The organism is Pseudomonas sp. 32_A (assembly GCF_017490905.1).
Lineage (GTDB): Bacteria > Pseudomonadota > Gammaproteobacteria > Pseudomonadales > Pseudomonadaceae > Aquipseudomonas > Aquipseudomonas inefficax.
Window position 1 is genome coordinate 40,073 of sequence record NZ_JAFGYI010000002.1, and the last position, 16,305, is coordinate 56,377.

A 16,305-nucleotide genomic window follows, 5' to 3' on the forward strand; every position below is an offset into this window, starting at 1 on the left:
AATGGCTAAGGTATTCGCAATCGCGAACCAGAAAGGTGGTGTGGGCAAGACCACCACCTGTATCAATCTCGCCGCCTCGCTGGCTGCGACCAAGCGTCGTGTGCTGCTGATCGACCTCGATCCGCAGGGCAACGCCACCATGGGCAGCGGTGTGGACAAGCACGAGCTCGAGCACTCGGTCTACGACCTGTTGATCGGGGAATGCGACCTGGCCCAGGCCATGCATTACTCCGAACACGGTGGTTTCCAGTTGTTGCCGGCCAACCGTGACCTGACCGCTGCCGAAGTGGTGCTGCTGGAAATGCAGGTCAAGGAAAGCCGCCTGCGCAATGCCTTGGCACCGATCCGCGACAATTACGATTTCATCCTCATCGACTGCCCGCCGTCGTTGTCGATGCTCACGCTCAATGCCCTGGTCGCCTCCGATGGCGTGATCATCCCGATGCAGTGCGAGTATTACGCACTGGAAGGTCTCAGCGACCTTGTGGATAACATCAAGCGGATTGCCGCCCGGTTGAACCCGGAGCTGAAAATCGAGGGCCTGCTGCGGACCATGTACGATCCGCGCCTGAGCCTGAACAACGATGTCTCGGCGCAGCTGAAAGAGCACTTTGGCCCGCAGCTGTACGACACGGTCATTCCGCGCAACATTCGCCTGGCCGAAGCCCCGAGCTTCGGCATGCCGGCCCTGGCTTACGACAAGCAATCGCGCGGCGCGCTGGCTTATCTGGCCCTGGCCGGGGAACTGGTACGCCGTCAACGCCGTCAATCCCGCACTGCACAAACAACTTAAGGAATCCGTATGGCCGTCAAGAAACGGGGTCTCGGACGTGGGTTGGATGCACTGCTCAGTGGTCCTTCCGTCAGCGCGCTCGAAGAGCAGGCTGTGAAGATCGACCAGAAAGAACTGCAACACCTGCCGGTCGAACTGATCCAGCGTGGCAAATACCAGCCGCGCCGGGACATGGACCCGCAGGCGCTGGAAGAGCTCGCGCACTCGATTCGCAACCATGGCGTGATGCAACCGATCGTGGTGCGCCCGATCGATGGCAACCGCTACGAGATCATCGCCGGTGAGCGCCGCTGGCGCGCCACCCAGCAGGCTGGCCTGGACAAGATTCCGGCGATGGTCCGCGAGGTGCCCGACGAAGCCGCCATCGCCATGGCGCTGATCGAGAACATCCAGCGCGAAGACCTCAATCCGCTGGAAGAGGCGTTGGCCCTGCAGCGCCTGCAGCAGGAGTTCGAGCTCACCCAGCAACAGGTGGCCGATGCCGTGGGCAAGTCGCGGGTAACCGTGGCCAACCTGCTGCGCCTGATCACCCTGCCAGACGCGATCAAGACGATGCTCGCCCATGGCGACCTGGAGATGGGCCATGCCCGTGCATTGCTCGGCCTGGAAGAACATCGCCAGGAGGAGGGGGCGCGTCATGTTGTCGCACGTGGCCTCACCGTGCGCCAAACCGAGGCACTGGTTCGTCAGTGGCTCAGCGACAAACCTGATCCGGTCGAACCGAGCAAACCTGATCCGGATATTGCACGCCTTGAACAGCGGCTCGCAGAGCGCCTGGGCTCGGCCGTGCAGATCCGCCATGGCAACAAGGGCAAAGGCCAATTGGTTATTCGCTACAACTCGCTTGACGAGTTGCAAGGCGTGCTTGCTCACATCCGCTGAAACAATTCCCGTTGTAGCGCGCAGTCGGAAATCACTACCGAATAGTTGAATAGGGGTTAATCCACCCCTATACTCTGCGCGCATTTTGTCGGCACAAATTATGCCAAGTCATAGCTGACTTGGTGGTCGACTTCCGAGGAGCAGTTGTGATGGAAATACGCACGCCAAACCGCCTGCCTTTCCATCGCTGGGCGGTTTTCCCGGTACTGCTGGCTCAATTCGTCGTACTGCTGCTGGCAACGTTGGTGTTGTGGCAGTGGAAAGGGGCGGTCAGTGGATATTCAGGCCTTTGCGGAGGTTTGATTGCCTGGCTACCCAACGTGTATTTCGCCTGGAAGGCTTTTCGCTTCAGTGGGGCCCGGGCGGCACAAGCCATCGTCAAGTCGTTCTACGCTGGCGAGGCAGGCAAGATGATTTTGACGGCAGTGCTTTTTGCACTGACCTTCGCAGGAGTGAAGCCACTGGCGCCGTTAGCAGTATTCGGCGTCTTCGTGTTGACCCTTTTGGTCAGCTGGTTCGCGCCCCTGCTGATGAATAAAAGACTTTCGAGACCTTAGGGCGTTTGAGGCAACCATGGCAGCAGAAACCGCTTCGGGCTATATCCAGCACCACTTGCAGAACCTGACCTACGGTCAACTACCAGACGGCAGCTGGGGCTTCGCCCATTCGGCTGCAGAAGCCAAGGCAATGGGCTTCTGGGCGTTCCACCTGGACACCCTGGGTTGGTCCGTCGCGCTGGGTCTGATCTTCCTGTTCATCTTCCGCATGGCGGCCAAGAAGGCGACTTCCGGCCAACCTGGCGGCCTGCAGAACTTCGTTGAAGTGCTGGTGGACTTCGTCAACGGCAGCGTGAAGGACTCCTTCCACGGCCGTAGCCCGGTAATCGCTCCGCTGGCGCTGACCATTTTCGTCTGGGTGTTCCTGATGAACGCCATCGACCTGGTACCGGTCGACTGGATTCCTCAGCTGGCCATCCTGATCTCCGGTGACCCGCACATTCCGTTCCGCGCCGTGTCGACCACCGACCCGAACGCGACCCTGGCCATGGCCTTCTGCGTGTTCGCCCTGATCATCTTGTACAGCATCAAGGTCAAAGGCCTGGGCGGCTTCCTCGGTGAGCTGACCCTGCACCCGTTCGGCAGCAAGAACATCTTCGTGCAGATCCTGCTGATTCCGGTGAACTTCCTGCTGGAATTCGTCACCCTGATCGCCAAGCCGATTTCGCTGGCACTGCGTCTGTTCGGCAACATGTACGCCGGCGAGCTGGTGTTCATCCTGATCGCCGTGATGTTCGGCGCCGGCATCCTCTGGCTCAGCGGCCTGGGTGTGGTGCTGCAGTGGGCGTGGGCTGTGTTCCACATCCTGATCATCACCCTGCAAGCCTTCATCTTCATGATGCTTACCATCGTCTACCTGTCGATGGCTCACGAAGATAACCATTAAGACCGCCTGGCGTGTCTGATAGCCTTCCCCGCTCGTTTGGGGGGAGGGCTTAAAAAGTCCGCAAGGGCATGCTGTACCAAACGATTTGTTTTACCGCTTCAAACTAAAAACCTAACCAATACGACGTAAAAGTCGGGAGGAAAGATGGAAACTGTAGTTGGTCTGACCGCTATCGCTGTTGCTCTGCTGATCGGCCTGGGTGCTCTGGGTACCGCCATTGGTTTCGGCCTGCTGGGCGGCAAGTTCCTGGAAGGCGCTGCTCGTCAGCCTGAAATGGTTCCAATGCTGCAGGTGAAAATGTTCATCGTTGCCGGTCTGCTCGACGCCGTAACCATGATCGGTGTTGGTATCGCTCTGTTCTTCACCTTCGCGAACCCCTTCGTTGGTCAGATCGCCGGCTAATCACTCGTACCCACGAGTTGATGGCTGTGATGAATTAAGACCGAGCGAGGTGTTGGCGTGAACATTAATGCAACCCTGATTGGCCAATCCGTTGCTTTTCTGATTTTTGTACTCTTCTGCATGAAGTACGTATGGCCTCCGGTCATCACTGCTCTGCAAGAGCGTCAAAAGAAGATTGCCGACGGCTTGGACGCTGCCAACCGCGCAGCTCGCGACCTGGAGCTGGCCCAAGAGAAAGTGGGTCAGCAACTGCGTGAAGCTAAAGCACAGGCAGCCGAAATCATTGAGCAAAGCAAGAAACGCGCTGCTCAGCTTGTCGAGGAAGCCCGTGATCAGGCCCGCGTCGAAGCTGACCGTGTGAAGGCTCAGGCTCTGGCCGAGATCGAACAGGAACTGAACAGCGCTAAAGACGCCCTGCGTGCCCAAGTGGGTGCCCTGGCCGTTGGCGGTGCTGAAAAGATCCTTGGCGCCACAATCGATCAAAACGCGCATGCGGAGCTGGTTAACAAACTGGCCGCTGAAATTTAAGCGAGGGCGATCATGGCAGAACTGACCACGTTGGCCCGACCTTACGCTAAGGCTGCCTTTGAGCATGCCCAGGCCCATCAGCAACTGGCCAATTGGTCAGCCATGCTCGGCCTGGCTGCTGCGGTGTCGCAAGACGACACCATGCAGCGCCTGCTCAAGGCCCCGCGACTGACGAGCGCAGAAAAGGCCGCCACGTTCATTGACGTGTGCGGTGACAAGTTCAATGCACAGGCACAGAATTTCATTCATGTTGCCGCGGAAAACGACCGTCTCCTGCTTCTGCCGGAGATTGCCGCCCTGTTCGACCTGTACAAGGCCGAGCAAGAGAAATCCGTGGACGTGGAAGTCACCAGTGCCTTCGCGTTGAACCAAGAACAGCAAGACAAACTCGCCAAGGTTCTCAGTGCACGGTTAGGCCAGGAAGTGCGCCTGCACGCGTCGGAGGATGCCAGCCTGATTGGCGGCGTCGTCATCCGCGCTGGTGACCTGGTAATCGATGGCTCTGTTCGCGGCAAGATCGCGAAACTGGCCGAAGCATTGAAATCTTGAGTTTGAAGGGGCAGCAGAGCAATGCAGCAACTCAATCCTTCCGAAATTAGTGAAATCATCAAGGGCCGCATCGACAACCTCGATGTGAGCTCCCAAGCCCGTAACGAAGGTACCGTTGTTTCGGTATCCGACGGTATCGTGCGGATCCACGGTCTGGCCGACGTCATGTACGGCGAAATGATCGAGTTCCCTGGCAGCGTTTTCGGCATGGCCCTGAACCTGGAGCAAGACTCCGTAGGTGCAGTGATCCTGGGTGCCTATGACACCCTCGCCGAAGGCATGAGCGCCAAGTGCACCGGTCGCATCCTGGAAGTTCCGGTCGGCAAAGGCCTGCTGGGCCGCGTCGTCGACGCTCTGGGTAACCCGATCGATGGCAAGGGTCCTCTGACCACCACCGAAACCGACGCGGTCGAAAAGGTCGCTCCGGGCGTTATCTGGCGTAAGTCGGTAGATCAGCCTGTACAGACTGGCTACAAGTCCGTCGACGCCATGATCCCTGTCGGCCGTGGCCAGCGCGAGCTGATCATCGGTGACCGTCAGATCGGCAAGACCGCCATGGCCATCGACGCCATCATCAACCAGAAAGACTCCGGTATTTTCTGTGTTTATGTTGCTGTCGGCCAAAAGCGTTCCACCGTTGCCAACATCGTTCGCAAGCTGGAAGAAGCCGGCGCCCTGGCCAACACCATCGTGGTCGTTGCCAGTGCTTCGGAATCCGCCGCACTGCAGTTCCTGGCGCCATACGCCGGCTGCACCATGGGCGAGTTCTTCCGTGACCGCGGTGAAGACGCTCTGATCGTTTACGATGACCTGTCCAAGCAGGCCGTTGCCTATCGTCAGATCTCCCTGCTGCTGCGCCGTCCACCAGGACGCGAAGCGTACCCAGGCGACGTGTTCTATCTCCACTCCCGTCTGCTGGAGCGTGCATCGCGCGTTTCGGAAGAGTACGTCGAGAAGTTCACCAACGGCGCAGTCACTGGCAAGACCGGTTCCCTGACCGCCCTGCCGATCATCGAAACCCAGGCTGGCGACGTTTCCGCGTTCGTTCCGACCAACGTGATTTCCATCACCGACGGTCAGATCTTCCTGGAATCGGCCATGTTCAACTCGGGCATCCGCCCTGCAGTGAACGCCGGTGTTTCGGTATCCCGCGTAGGTGGTGCCGCCCAGACCAAGATCATCAAGAAGCTGTCCGGTGGTATTCGTACCGCTCTGGCTCAGTACCGTGAACTGGCTGCATTCGCCCAGTTCGCTTCCGATCTGGACGAAGCGACCCGCAAGCAGCTGGAGCATGGTCAGCGCGTAACCGAGCTGATGAAGCAGAAGCAGTACGCGCCAATGTCCATCGCGGACATGGCACTGTCGCTGTACGCCGCTGAGCGTGGTTTCCTGACTGACGTGGAAGTCTCCAAGGTCGGCAGCTTCGAGCAAGCTCTGATCGCCTACTTCAACCGTGATCACGCCGAACTGATGGCGAAGATCAACGTGAAGGGTGACTTCAACGACGAAATCGACGCTGGCATGAAAGCCGGTATCGAGAAGTTCAAGGCCACCCAGACCTGGTAAGCCGCAGCGGGGGCTGCGGCCCCCGCTTGCTAACCTGATAGGTGATACATGGCAGGCGCAAAAGAGATTCGCAGTAAGATTGCGAGCATCAAAAGCACGCAAAAAATTACCAGCGCCATGGAGAAAGTGGCGGTCAGCAAGATGCGCAAGGCACAAATGCGCATGGCTGCTAGCCGTCCTTACGCGGAGCGTATCCGCCAGGTGATCGGTCATCTGGCCAACGCCAACCCGGAGTACCGCCACCCGTTCATGATCGAGCGCCCTGTAAAGCGCGCCGGTTATATCGTGGTGAGCAGTGACCGTGGTCTGTGCGGTGGCTTGAACACCAACCTGTTCAAGGCCCTGGTCAAGGACATGAACGCAAACCGCGAACAGGGCGTGGAAATCGACCTGTGCGTGATCGGTAGCAAGGGTGCGACTTTCTTCCGCATCTTTGGCGGCAACGTCGTAGCCGCGATCAGCCACCTGGGCGAAGAGCCATCGATCAACGATCTGATCGGCTCCGTCAAAGTGATGCTGGACGCCTACCTGGACGGCCGTATCGATCGCCTCTCGGTGGTTTCGAACAAGTTCATCAACACCATGACCCAAAAACCGACGGTCGAGCAATTGGTACCGTTGGTGGCAACCCCGGATCAGGATCTCAAGCATCACTGGGATTACCTGTACGAACCCGACGCAAAAGAGCTGCTGGACGGCTTGATGGTGCGTTACGTGGAGTCGCAGGTGTACCAGGCGGTGGTCGAGAACAACGCTGCTGAACAAGCGGCCCGGATGATCGCCATGAAGAACGCCACAGACAACGCCGGTGATTTGATCAAAGAGCTGCAATTGATCTACAACAAGGCGCGTCAGGCTGCGATCACCCAGGAGATCTCGGAAATCGTCGGCGGCGCTGCCGCGGTTTAACGGTTCAAAAATTCAGAGGATCCAGCTATGAGTAGCGGACGTATCGTTCAAATCATCGGCGCCGTCATCGACGTGGAATTCCCACGTGACGTCGTGCCGAGTGTTTACAACGCGCTGAAAGTACAAGGCGCGGAAACCACCCTGGAAGTTCAGCAGCAGCTGGGCGACGGCGTGGTTCGTACCATTGCGATGGGCTCGACCGAAGGCCTGAAGCGCGGTCTGGATGTCGTTGACACCGGCGCTGCCATTTCCGTTCCAGTTGGTAAGGCCACCCTGGGCCGTATCATGGACGTATTGGGCAACCCGATCGACGAAGCCGGCCCGATCGGCGAAGAAGAGCGTCGCGGTATCCACCAGCCAGCGCCTTCGTTCGCTGACCAGGCAGGCGGCAACGACCTGCTGGAAACCGGCATCAAGGTTATCGACCTGGTATGCCCGTTCGCCAAGGGTGGTAAGGTTGGTCTGTTCGGTGGTGCCGGCGTTGGCAAGACCGTGAACATGATGGAACTGATCCGTAACATCGCCATGGAACACAGCGGTTATTCCGTGTTCGCTGGTGTGGGTGAGCGTACTCGTGAGGGTAACGACTTCTACCACGAGATGAAGGACTCCAACGTTCTCGACAAGGTAGCGCTGGTCTACGGTCAGATGAACGAGCCACCAGGAAACCGTCTGCGCGTAGCGCTGACCGGCCTGACCATGGCCGAGAAGTTCCGTGACGAAGGTAACGACGTTCTGCTGTTCGTCGACAACATCTATCGTTACACCCTGGCCGGTACCGAAGTATCCGCACTGCTGGGCCGTATGCCTTCGGCGGTAGGTTACCAGCCGACCCTGGCTGAAGAGATGGGCGTTCTGCAAGAGCGCATCACCTCCACCAAGGAAGGTTCGATCACCTCCGTTCAGGCCGTATACGTACCTGCGGACGACCTGACCGACCCGTCGCCAGCGACCACCTTCGCCCACCTGGACGCCACCGTCGTTCTGTCCCGTGACATCGCTTCCCTGGGTATCTACCCAGCGGTCGACCCACTGGACTCGACTTCGCGCCAGCTGGACCCGAACGTGATCGGCAACGAGCACTACGAGACCGCTCGTGGCGTTCAGTATGTTCTGCAGCGCTACAAAGAGCTGAAGGACATCATCGCCATCCTGGGTATGGACGAACTGTCCGAAGCCGACAAGCAACTGGTAGCCCGCGCTCGTAAGATCCAGCGCTTCCTGTCGCAGCCGTTCTTCGTGGCCGAAGTCTTCACCGGTTCGCCAGGCAAGTACGTTTCCCTGAAAGACACCATCGCTGGCTTCAGCGGCATCCTCAAAGGTGACTACGACCACCTGCCAGAACAAGCGTTCTACATGGTCGGCAGCATCGACGAAGCGATCGAGAAAGCCAAGAAACTGTAATCCCGGCGCCCCGAAAGGGGCGCTAATCAGGTTGAGGCAAGCAGATGGCTATGACAGTCCATTGCGATATCGTCAGCGCGGAAGGAGAGATCTTCTCCGGCCTGGTCGAGATGGTAGTAGCGCACGGCAACCTGGGCGATCTCGGTATCGCTCCAGGCCACGCGCCGCTGATCACCAATCTCAAGCCTGGTCCGATCACGCTGACCAAGCAGGGCGGCGAGCGCGAGGTGTTCTACATCTCCGGTGGCTTCCTGGAAGTGCAGCCGAACATGGTCAAGGTACTCGCCGACACCGTGCAACGTGCAGCCGACCTGGACGAAGCCTCCGCTCAGGATGCCGTCAAGGCAGCTGAGAAGGCCCTGCATGAGAAGGGCGCGGATTTCGACTACAGTGCCGCATCCGCACGTCTGGCCGAGGCCGCAGCCCAGCTGCGTACCGTCCAGCAGATCCGCAAGAAGTTCGGCGGTTAATTCCGCAGGCTTCATGTAGATTGAGAACAAGGGTAGCCATCGGCTACCCTTTTTCTTTTTTGTAACCCCTAAAACCGGTCATTTCACTGACCACCCAGGATTGGTAGCCAGTAATGTCACTCGATATCGTTATTCTCGCCGCCGGCCAAGGCACCCGCATGCGCTCGGCGCTGCCCAAGGTACTGCACCCGGTAGCTGGCAACTCCATGCTTGGCCATGTTATCCACAGCGCGCGTCAGCTGCAGCCGCAAGGTATTCATGTGGTCATTGGCCATGGTGCCGAGCTGGTTCGCGAGCGCCTGGCCGCCGACGACCTGAACTTTGTCATGCAGGACAAGCAGCTGGGTACCGGCCATGCGGTTGCCCAGGCTTTGCCGGCCTTGACTGCCGAAACCGTGTTGGTGCTGTACGGTGATGTGCCGTTGATCGAAGTGGAAACCTTGCAGCGTCTGCTGGCGAAGGCCAACGAGCAGCAGCTGGGCTTGCTCACGGTGACCCTCGACGACCCGACTGGCTATGGCCGCATCGTGCGTGACGAGCAGGGTAAGGTGACTGCCATCGTTGAGCACAAGGATGCCAACGATGCGCAGAAAGCTATCAAGGAAGGCAATACCGGTATTCTGGCCCTGCCAGCCGCGCGCCTGGCCGATTGGATGGGCCGCCTGTCGAACAACAACGCACAGGGCGAGTATTACCTGACCGACGTGATTGCCATGGCTGTGTCCGATGGCCTGGTGGTGGCTACCGAGCAGCCGCACGATCCGATGGAAGTGCAAGGCGCCAACGACCGTCGCCAGCTGTCCGAGCTGGAGCGCCATTACCAGTTGCGTGAAGGCCGTCGCCTGATGGCCCAGGGCGTTACCTTGCGCGACCCGGCGCGATTCGATGTCCGCGGTGAAGTGACTGTTGGCCGTGATGTGCTGATCGATATCAACGTGATTCTCGAAGGCAAGGTTGTCATCGAGGACGATGTGCAGATTGGCCCTAACTGTGTGATCAAGAACACCACCCTACGCAAAGGTGCGGTGGTCAAGGCCAACAGCCACCTTGAAGGCGCCGTGATGGGCGAGGGCAGCGATGCCGGCCCGTTCGCCCGCCTCCGCCCGGGCAGTGTGCTGGACGCCAAGGCCCATGTGGGTAACTTCGTCGAACTGAAAAACGCCCACCTCGGGGAAGGCGCCAAGGCCGGTCACCTGACCTACCTGGGCGATGCCGAAATCGGTGCACGCACCAACATCGGCGCCGGCACCATCACCTGCAACTACGATGGCGCCAACAAGTTCAAGACCGTGATGGGCGAGGACGTGTTCATCGGCTCGAACAACTCGTTGGTGGCGCCTGTGGAAATCAAGGCGGGCGCGACCACTGCAGCCGGTTCGACCATCACCCAGGCCGTAGAGGCAGGTGACCTGGCAGTGGCTCGTGCGCGCCAGCGCAATATCTCGGGTTGGAAGCGGCCTGAGAAGATCAAGAAGAGCTGAGTTATACACAGCTGTTTCGATCGAAAGCCGACTTATGTGAATAAGTCGGCTTTTTTCTTGGTCGATTGGTGCTCCTTGTGGGAGCGGCCTTGTGTCGCGAAAGAGCCGCAAAGCGGCCCCCAATGATTTCAAAGGTAACGCGAATATTGCCGGGGCTGCTTCGCAGCCCTTTCGCGACACAAGGCCGCTCCCACAAGGCATGGCGAGTGCCGTAAGAAATTATCCACAGGGCAGTGACACCTTGACGAATCGCTCATCTTAGGTTTTGATTGCCATCATTATCTTTCGAAACGAAACTTAAGCGCTCATGTCGAAACGAAACACCCCGCAGCGGCGGCACAACATCCTGGCTTTACTCAGCGAGCAGGGCGAGGTGAGTGTGGACGCGTTGGCCAAGCGTTTCGCAACCTCGGAAGTCACCATCCGCAAGGACCTCGCTGCCCTGGAAACCAATGGCCTGTTGCTAAGGCGCTACGGTGGCGCGGTACCGGTGCCGCAAGAACTGCTAGGTGAACCTGCCCAGCCGGTGTCTTCCTATAAAAAGGCCATCGCCCGCGCCGCCGTGGCGCGTATCCGTGAACATGCGCGCATCATCATCGACAGCGGCAGCACCACGGCGGCCATGATCCCCGAACTGGGGCGCCACCCTGGCCTGGTGGTGATGACCAATTCGATGAACGTGGCCCGTGCCATTTGCGACCTCGAACACGAGCCGGTGCTGCTGATGACCGGTGGCACCTGGGACCCGCATTCCGAGTCGTTCCAGGGGCAGGTGGCCGAGCAGGTGTTGCGCTCATACGATTTCGATCAACTGTTCATCGGCGCCGACGGCATCGACCTTGGCCGCGGCACTACCACCTTCAACGAACTTCTCGGGCTAAGCCGGGTAATGGCCGAAGTCGCCCGTGAAGTTATCGTGATGGTCGAATCGGACAAGGTAGGGCGCAAGATCCCCAACCTCGAGCTGCCCTGGAGCAGCGTGCACACCCTTATTACTGACGAACGCCTGCCCGCAGCGGCACGCGAACAAATTCAAGCCCGCGGCATCAACCTGATCTGCGCCGCGATCAGCCAGGAGCAATAAACCATGTGTGGAATCGTTGGTGCCGTCGCCGAACGCAACATCACAGCCATCCTGATCGAAGGCCTCAAGCGTCTTGAGTACCGCGGGTACGACAGCGCCGGCCTGGCCGTCCTGACCCAGAACGGTGAACTGCAGCGCCGCCGCCGTATCGGCAAGGTCAGTGAGCTGGAAGCCGCTGTTGCCGCCGAGCCACTGGCCGGCCAGCTGGGCATCGCCCACACCCGCTGGGCCACCCACGGTGCGCCGACCGAGGGCAACGCCCACCCGCACTTCTCGGGCAATGAAGTGGCCGTGGTGCACAACGGCATCATCGAGAACCACGAAGAACTGCGCGAAGAGCTGAAGGGCCTTGGCTATGTCTTCACTTCGCAAACCGATACCGAAGTCATCGTCCACCTGATCCACCACACCTTGAAGAGCGTTCCGGACCTGACCGATGCCTTGAAGGCTACGGTAAAGCGGCTGCATGGCGCTTATGGCCTGGCTCTGATCAGCACCAAGCAACCTGATCGCCTGGTAGCTGCACGCAGTGGCAGCCCGTTGGTCATTGGCCTTGGCCTGGGCGAGAACTTCCTGGCGTCCGACCAGTTGGCCCTGCGCCAGGTCACCGACCGCTTCATGTACCTGGAAGAAGGCGACATCGCCGAAATCCGCCGCGACCAGGTCGCCATCTGGGACCAGCAAGGCAACAAGGTTCAGCGTGAAACCGTGCAGTACCACGAAGGCGCCGAAGCTGCCGACAAGGGTACCTACCGTCACTTCATGCTCAAGGAAATCCACGAACAGCCAAGCGTAGTGCAGCGCACGCTGGAAGGCCGCCTGGGCAAGGACAACGTGCTGGTCCAGGCCTTCGGCCCGCAGGCTGCTGAACTGTTCGCCAAGGTGCGCAACGTGCAGATCGTTGCCTGCGGTACCAGCTACCACGCCGGCATGGTCGCCCGTTACTGGCTGGAAAGCCTGGCCGGGATCCCGTGCCAGGTCGAAGTGGCCAGCGAATTCCGTTACCGCAAGGTAGTAGTGCAGCCGGACACCCTGTTCGTCTCCATCTCGCAGTCTGGCGAAACCGCCGATACTTTGGCCGCGCTGCGCAACGCCAAGGAACTGGGCTTCCTCGGCAGCCTGGCGATCTGCAACGTCGGTATCAGCTCGCTGGTGCGTGAGTCGGACCTGACCCTGCTGACCCTGGCCGGTCCGGAAATCGGCGTGGCCTCGACCAAAGCTTTCACCACCCAGCTGGTTTCGCTGATGCTGCTGACCCTGGCTCTGGGCCAGGTGCGCGGTACCTTGGAAGCCGGTGTCGAAGCCGAGCTGGTAGAAGAGCTGCGCCGCCTGCCGACCCGCCTGGGCGAAGCCTTGGCCATGGATGCCACTGTCGAGAAAATCGCCGAACTGTTCGCCGACAAGCACCACACCCTGTTCCTCGGCCGTGGTGCGCAGTACCCGGTGGCGATGGAAGGTGCGCTCAAGCTCAAGGAAATCTCCTACATCCACGCCGAAGCCTACCCGGCAGGTGAGCTGAAACACGGCCCACTGGCGTTGGTGGACAACGACATGCCAGTGGTTACTGTGGCGCCGAACAACGAACTGCTGGAGAAGCTTAAGTCCAACCTGCAGGAAGTGCGCGCCCGTGGTGGCGAGCTGGTAGTGTTTGCCGACGAGCAGGCCGGCATGAGCAACGGTGAAGGCACCCATGTGGTCAAGGTGCCGCACATCGCCGACGCCCTGGCGCCGATCCTCTACACCATCCCGCTGCAGCTACTGTCGTACTACGTGGCCGTGCTCAAGGGGACGGATGTGGACCAGCCGCGTAACTTGGCCAAGTCGGTTACGGTCGAGTAAGCCAGAAGCCAGGGGCGCTTTGCGCCCCGTCGCGACACAAGGCCGCTCCTACAGGAGAACGCAATTTCCTGTAGGAGCGGCCTTGTGTCGCGAAGGGCTGCAAAGCAGCCCCCGGCGATCTCGCATCAGATCTGCATTGCCATCCCGTCCACATTCATAGCTGCCTGGCGCAAGGCCTCGGAGCGGGTCGGGTGGGGGTGGCAGGTGAGGGCGATGTCTTCCGCCGAGGCCGAGAACTCCATGGCCACGCAGAATTCACCAATCATCTCGCTGACGCTCGGGCCGACCAGGTGCACACCCAGCACTTCGTCGGTCTCGGCGTCGGCGATGACCTTGGCGAAGCCTTCGGTCTCGTGGTTGATCTTGGCGCGGCTGTTGGCCGTGAACGGGAATTTGCCGACTTTATAGGCACGCCCTTCGGCCTTGAGCTGTTCTTCGGTCTTGCCCACGGTGGCAAGCTCCGGGCGGGTATAGATCACGCCAGGGATAAGGTTGTAGTTGACCTCGTGGGGCTTGCCGGCAATGCGTTCGATGCAGGCCACCGCTTCGTCTTCGGCTTTATGCGCCAGCATCGGGCCGGAGGTGACGTCACCAATCACCCAGATACCCGGCACGGAAGTGCGGTGGTGGTCGTTGCCGAGCATGCCGCGTTTGTCGGTTTCCAGGCCAACGCTTTCCAGGTTCAGCCCTTTGGTATAGGGGCGGCGGCCGATGGCGACCAGTACGTAATCGGCCTGTAGCGATTCTGCAGTGCCGCCGGCGGCCGGCTCCAGGGTCAGGTTCACGCCATCGGAGCTGGCGCTGGCCTGGGTCACCTTGCTGCCCAGCTTGAACACCATGCCTTGCTTGGCCAAGGCCTTCTGCAGGGTCTTGGCGGTTTCTTCGTCAGTGCCCGGGCAGATACGGTCGAGGTATTCGATGACCGTCACTTGGCTGCCCAGGCGGCGCCATACCGAACCCAGTTCGAGGCCGATCACGCCGGCGCCGATTACGACCAGATGCTTGGGCACCTGTGGCAGCGACAGTGCACCAGTCGAGTCGATGATGCGCTGGTTGTCGATGGTCACGCCCGGCAGGGGGGTAGGTTCGGAGCCGGTGGCAATGACGATGTCTTTGGCCTGCAGTGCGGTTTCGCTGCCGTCCTCGGCCTTGACCAAGACCTTGCCGACGCCATCCAGGCGGCCCCAGCCCTTGATCCAGTCGACCTTGTTCTTGCGGAACAGGTACTCGATGCCCTTGGTCAGGCCGGTCACGCTCTCGTCCTTCTGTTTCATCATCTGGGCGAGGTTGAGGTTAGGTTTGACTTCGATACCGAGGTGGGCGAACTCGTCACCGCTGGCGGCTTCGTAAAGCTCGGAAGCATGTAACAACGCCTTGGAGGGCATGCAGCCCACGTTCAGGCAAGTGCCGCCCAAGGTGGAACGGCCTTCAACGCAAGCTACGCTCAGGCCCAGCTGGCCGGCACGGATGGCTGCGTTGTAGCCGCCAGGGCCACCGCCAATGATCACCACGTCATAGGATTTCATGGGTTCAACTCCAGGATGAAGAAGGCAAGAGGGGCACAAGGTTAAGCTGAGATGCCAAAATTGTATACAATCTGCCGTATGGATAAGATCAGTTGGTTCTAGACCATGGTCTCGTTTAGAGGAAACATCCCACGAATGAACTACTCTGATCCGGCGACGTTCGAAATATCAGGCGTCGTGGCCAAATACGGACAGGAGGGTCGTTCATGCTTGCGCAACTTCCACCGGCACTGCAGAGCTTGCATCTGCCGCTGCGGCTGAAACTGTGGGACGGTAACCAGTTCGATCTGGGGCCTAGCCCGCAGGTCACCATTCTGGTCAAGGAGCCACAGCTGATCAGCCAGTTGAGCCACCCGAGCATGGACCAGCTGGGCACGGCGTTCGTCGAAGGCAAGCTGGAGCTTGAAGGCGATATTGGTGAAGCCATCCGGGTATGCGATGAGCTGAGCGAAGCACTGCTGACCGATGAGGACGAAACCCCACCGCAGCGGCTTGCCCACGACAAGAGCACCGACGCCGAAGCCATTTCCTACCATTACGATGTATCCAACGCGTTCTATCAGCTATGGCTGGATCAGGACATGGCCTACTCGTGCGCCTACTTCCGCGAGCCGGACAACACGCTGGATCAGGCACAGCAGGACAAATTCGATCATCTGTGCCGCAAGCTGCGCCTGGACGCAGGTGACTACCTGCTCGACGTTGGCTGCGGCTGGGGCGGGCTGGCGCGTTTTGCTGCTCGCGAATATGGCGCCAAGGTGTTTGGTATCACCTTGAGCAAGGAGCAGCTCAAGCTCGGTCGCGAGCGGGTGAAGGCAGAGGGGCTGGCCGAAAGGGTCGACCTGCAGATTCTCGACTACCGTGACCTGCCTCAGGATGGCCGCTTCGACAAGGTTGTCAGCGTTGGCATGTTCGAGCATGTCGGGCATGCCAACCTGGCACTGTATAGCCAGAAGCTGTTCGGTGCCGTGAGGGAAGGGGGCCTGGTGATGAATCACGGTATCACGGCCAAGCATGTCGATGGTCGCCCGGTCGGGCGTGGTGCTGGCGAGTTCATCGATCGCTACGTGTTTCCTCACGGTGAGCTGCCGCACCTGTCGATGATCAGTGCCAGCATCTGTGAGGCGGGGCTAGAGGTGGTAGACGTGGAAAGCCTGCGTTTGCACTACGCCAAGACCTTGCACCACTGGAGCGAGAACCTGGAGAACCAGCTGCACAAAGCGGCAGCACTGGTGCCCGAGAAGACTTTGCGTATCTGGCGCCTGTACTTGGCCGGGTGTGCTTATGCCTTCCAGAAGGGCTGGATCAACCTGCACCAGATTCTGGCCGTGAAGACCTACGCCGATGGGCATCATGACCTGCCCTGGACGCGCGAAGATCTGTATCGCTGAATTGCGACAAAGCACGCAAGCGCGACACCGAACCTTGT

At 59.7% G+C, this 16,305-nt stretch carries 16 protein-coding genes; 15 read left to right on the forward strand and 1 reads right to left on the reverse strand.

The features are described from left to right. The first annotated feature begins 1 nt into the window (after position 1). The 14 genes from J5M58_RS01500 to glmS all read left to right on the forward strand — a co-directional run bounded on the left by J5M58_RS01500 (position 2) and on the right by glmS (position 13,350). On the forward strand, positions 2-793 hold the full coding sequence (locus tag J5M58_RS01500; RefSeq protein ID WP_112251656.1) for a ParA family protein: 792 nt from the start codon (positions 2-4) through the stop codon (positions 791-793). Between the two features lie 9 nt (positions 794-802). Further along, the gene (locus tag J5M58_RS01505) at positions 803-1,675 is read left to right on the forward strand and encodes a ParB/RepB/Spo0J family partition protein (protein ID WP_085621457.1); all 873 of its coding nucleotides are present in this window, start codon (positions 803-805) and stop codon (positions 1,673-1,675) included. 149 nt (positions 1,676-1,824) lie between these two features. Further along, complete coding sequence (locus J5M58_RS01510; protein ID WP_008092225.1) at positions 1,825-2,232, forward strand: F0F1 ATP synthase subunit I; 408 nt, start codon at positions 1,825-1,827, stop codon at positions 2,230-2,232. Between the two features lie 16 nt (positions 2,233-2,248). Beyond that, positions 2,249-3,118 (forward strand): F0F1 ATP synthase subunit A, encoded by an 870-nt coding sequence (atpB, locus tag J5M58_RS01515; protein WP_207876983.1) that lies wholly within the window; start codon positions 2,249-2,251, stop codon positions 3,116-3,118. A gap of 144 nt (positions 3,119-3,262) precedes the next feature. Continuing rightward, positions 3,263-3,520, forward strand: a complete 258-nt coding sequence (gene atpE, locus J5M58_RS01520) for a F0F1 ATP synthase subunit C (protein ID WP_003097235.1) — start codon at positions 3,263-3,265, stop codon at positions 3,518-3,520. Positions 3,521-3,577: 57 nt separating this feature from the next. Continuing rightward, positions 3,578-4,048, forward strand: coding sequence for a F0F1 ATP synthase subunit B (locus J5M58_RS01525; RefSeq protein WP_027917106.1), 471 nt, complete (start codon positions 3,578-3,580; stop codon positions 4,046-4,048). Positions 4,049-4,060: 12 nt separating this feature from the next. Continuing rightward, positions 4,061-4,597, forward strand: coding sequence for a F0F1 ATP synthase subunit delta (locus J5M58_RS01530; RefSeq protein ID WP_003253191.1), 537 nt, complete (start codon positions 4,061-4,063; stop codon positions 4,595-4,597). Between the two features lie 21 nt (positions 4,598-4,618). Next, positions 4,619-6,163 carry a F0F1 ATP synthase subunit alpha gene (atpA, locus tag J5M58_RS01535; protein ID WP_063912289.1) on the forward strand — a complete coding sequence of 515 codons (1,545 nt, stop codon included), beginning with the start codon at positions 4,619-4,621 and terminating at the stop codon, positions 6,161-6,163. Positions 6,164-6,211: 48 nt separating this feature from the next. Next, complete coding sequence (atpG, locus tag J5M58_RS01540; protein WP_112251654.1) at positions 6,212-7,072, forward strand: F0F1 ATP synthase subunit gamma; 861 nt, start codon at positions 6,212-6,214, stop codon at positions 7,070-7,072. Between the two features lie 27 nt (positions 7,073-7,099). Continuing rightward, positions 7,100-8,476: a F0F1 ATP synthase subunit beta gene (gene atpD / locus J5M58_RS01545; RefSeq protein ID WP_003253197.1), complete on the forward strand. Its 1,377-nt coding sequence runs from the start codon at positions 7,100-7,102 to the stop codon at positions 8,474-8,476. 44 nt (positions 8,477-8,520) lie between these two features. Next, on the forward strand, positions 8,521-8,946 hold the full coding sequence (locus J5M58_RS01550; protein ID WP_023383131.1) for a F0F1 ATP synthase subunit epsilon: 426 nt from the start codon (positions 8,521-8,523) through the stop codon (positions 8,944-8,946). A gap of 113 nt (positions 8,947-9,059) precedes the next feature. Next, positions 9,060-10,427 carry a bifunctional UDP-N-acetylglucosamine diphosphorylase/glucosamine-1-phosphate N-acetyltransferase GlmU gene (glmU, locus tag J5M58_RS01555; RefSeq protein WP_112251653.1) on the forward strand — a complete coding sequence of 456 codons (1,368 nt, stop codon included), beginning with the start codon at positions 9,060-9,062 and terminating at the stop codon, positions 10,425-10,427. 307 nt (positions 10,428-10,734) lie between these two features. Further along, positions 10,735-11,511, forward strand: a complete 777-nt coding sequence (locus J5M58_RS01560) for a DeoR/GlpR family DNA-binding transcription regulator (RefSeq protein ID WP_112251652.1) — start codon at positions 10,735-10,737, stop codon at positions 11,509-11,511. 3 nt (positions 11,512-11,514) lie between these two features. Next, complete coding sequence (gene glmS, locus J5M58_RS01565; RefSeq protein ID WP_207876985.1) at positions 11,515-13,350, forward strand: glutamine--fructose-6-phosphate transaminase (isomerizing); 1,836 nt, start codon at positions 11,515-11,517, stop codon at positions 13,348-13,350. 125 nt (positions 13,351-13,475) lie between these two features. On the opposite strand, the gene lpdA is transcribed toward glmS, so the two are convergent. After that, positions 13,476-14,876 (reverse strand): dihydrolipoyl dehydrogenase, encoded by a 1,401-nt coding sequence (gene lpdA, locus J5M58_RS01570; RefSeq protein ID WP_112249475.1) that lies wholly within the window; start codon positions 14,874-14,876, stop codon positions 13,476-13,478. Between the two features lie 206 nt (positions 14,877-15,082). Between lpdA and cfaB the strand changes: the two genes are divergently transcribed. After that, on the forward strand, positions 15,083-16,267 hold the full coding sequence (gene cfaB, locus J5M58_RS01575) for a C17 cyclopropane fatty acid synthase CfaB (RefSeq protein ID WP_207876987.1): 1,185 nt from the start codon (positions 15,083-15,085) through the stop codon (positions 16,265-16,267). Positions 16,268-16,305: the final 38 nt, after the last annotated feature.

What these genes read in the sequence shown, in the direction of transcription:
- atpB (WP_207876983.1), top strand. Translation starts at nt 2,249, where the DNA reads ATGGCAGCAGAAACCGCTTCGGGCTATATCCAGCACCACTTGCAGAAC.
- glmU (WP_112251653.1), top strand. Translation starts at nt 9,060, where the DNA reads ATGTCACTCGATATCGTTATTCTCGCCGCCGGCCAAGGCACCCGCATG.
- atpD (WP_003253197.1), top strand. Translation starts at nt 7,100, where the DNA reads ATGAGTAGCGGACGTATCGTTCAAATCATCGGCGCCGTCATCGACGTG.
- atpG (WP_112251654.1), top strand. Translation starts at nt 6,212, where the DNA reads ATGGCAGGCGCAAAAGAGATTCGCAGTAAGATTGCGAGCATCAAAAGC.
- J5M58_RS01560 (WP_112251652.1), top strand. Translation starts at nt 10,735, where the DNA reads ATGTCGAAACGAAACACCCCGCAGCGGCGGCACAACATCCTGGCTTTA.
- J5M58_RS01550 (WP_023383131.1), top strand. Translation starts at nt 8,521, where the DNA reads ATGGCTATGACAGTCCATTGCGATATCGTCAGCGCGGAAGGAGAGATC.
- J5M58_RS01510 (WP_008092225.1), top strand. Translation starts at nt 1,825, where the DNA reads ATGGAAATACGCACGCCAAACCGCCTGCCTTTCCATCGCTGGGCGGTT.
- atpE (WP_003097235.1), top strand. Translation starts at nt 3,263, where the DNA reads ATGGAAACTGTAGTTGGTCTGACCGCTATCGCTGTTGCTCTGCTGATC.
- J5M58_RS01500 (WP_112251656.1), top strand. Translation starts at nt 2, where the DNA reads ATGGCTAAGGTATTCGCAATCGCGAACCAGAAAGGTGGTGTGGGCAAG.
- J5M58_RS01505 (WP_085621457.1), top strand. Translation starts at nt 803, where the DNA reads ATGGCCGTCAAGAAACGGGGTCTCGGACGTGGGTTGGATGCACTGCTC.
- J5M58_RS01530 (WP_003253191.1), top strand. Translation starts at nt 4,061, where the DNA reads ATGGCAGAACTGACCACGTTGGCCCGACCTTACGCTAAGGCTGCCTTT.
- atpA (WP_063912289.1), top strand. Translation starts at nt 4,619, where the DNA reads ATGCAGCAACTCAATCCTTCCGAAATTAGTGAAATCATCAAGGGCCGC.
- glmS (WP_207876985.1), top strand. Translation starts at nt 11,515, where the DNA reads ATGTGTGGAATCGTTGGTGCCGTCGCCGAACGCAACATCACAGCCATC.
- lpdA (WP_112249475.1), bottom strand. Translation starts at nt 14,876, where the DNA reads ATGAAATCCTATGACGTGGTGATCATTGGCGGTGGCCCTGGCGGCTAC.
- cfaB (WP_207876987.1), top strand. Translation starts at nt 15,083, where the DNA reads ATGCTTGCGCAACTTCCACCGGCACTGCAGAGCTTGCATCTGCCGCTG.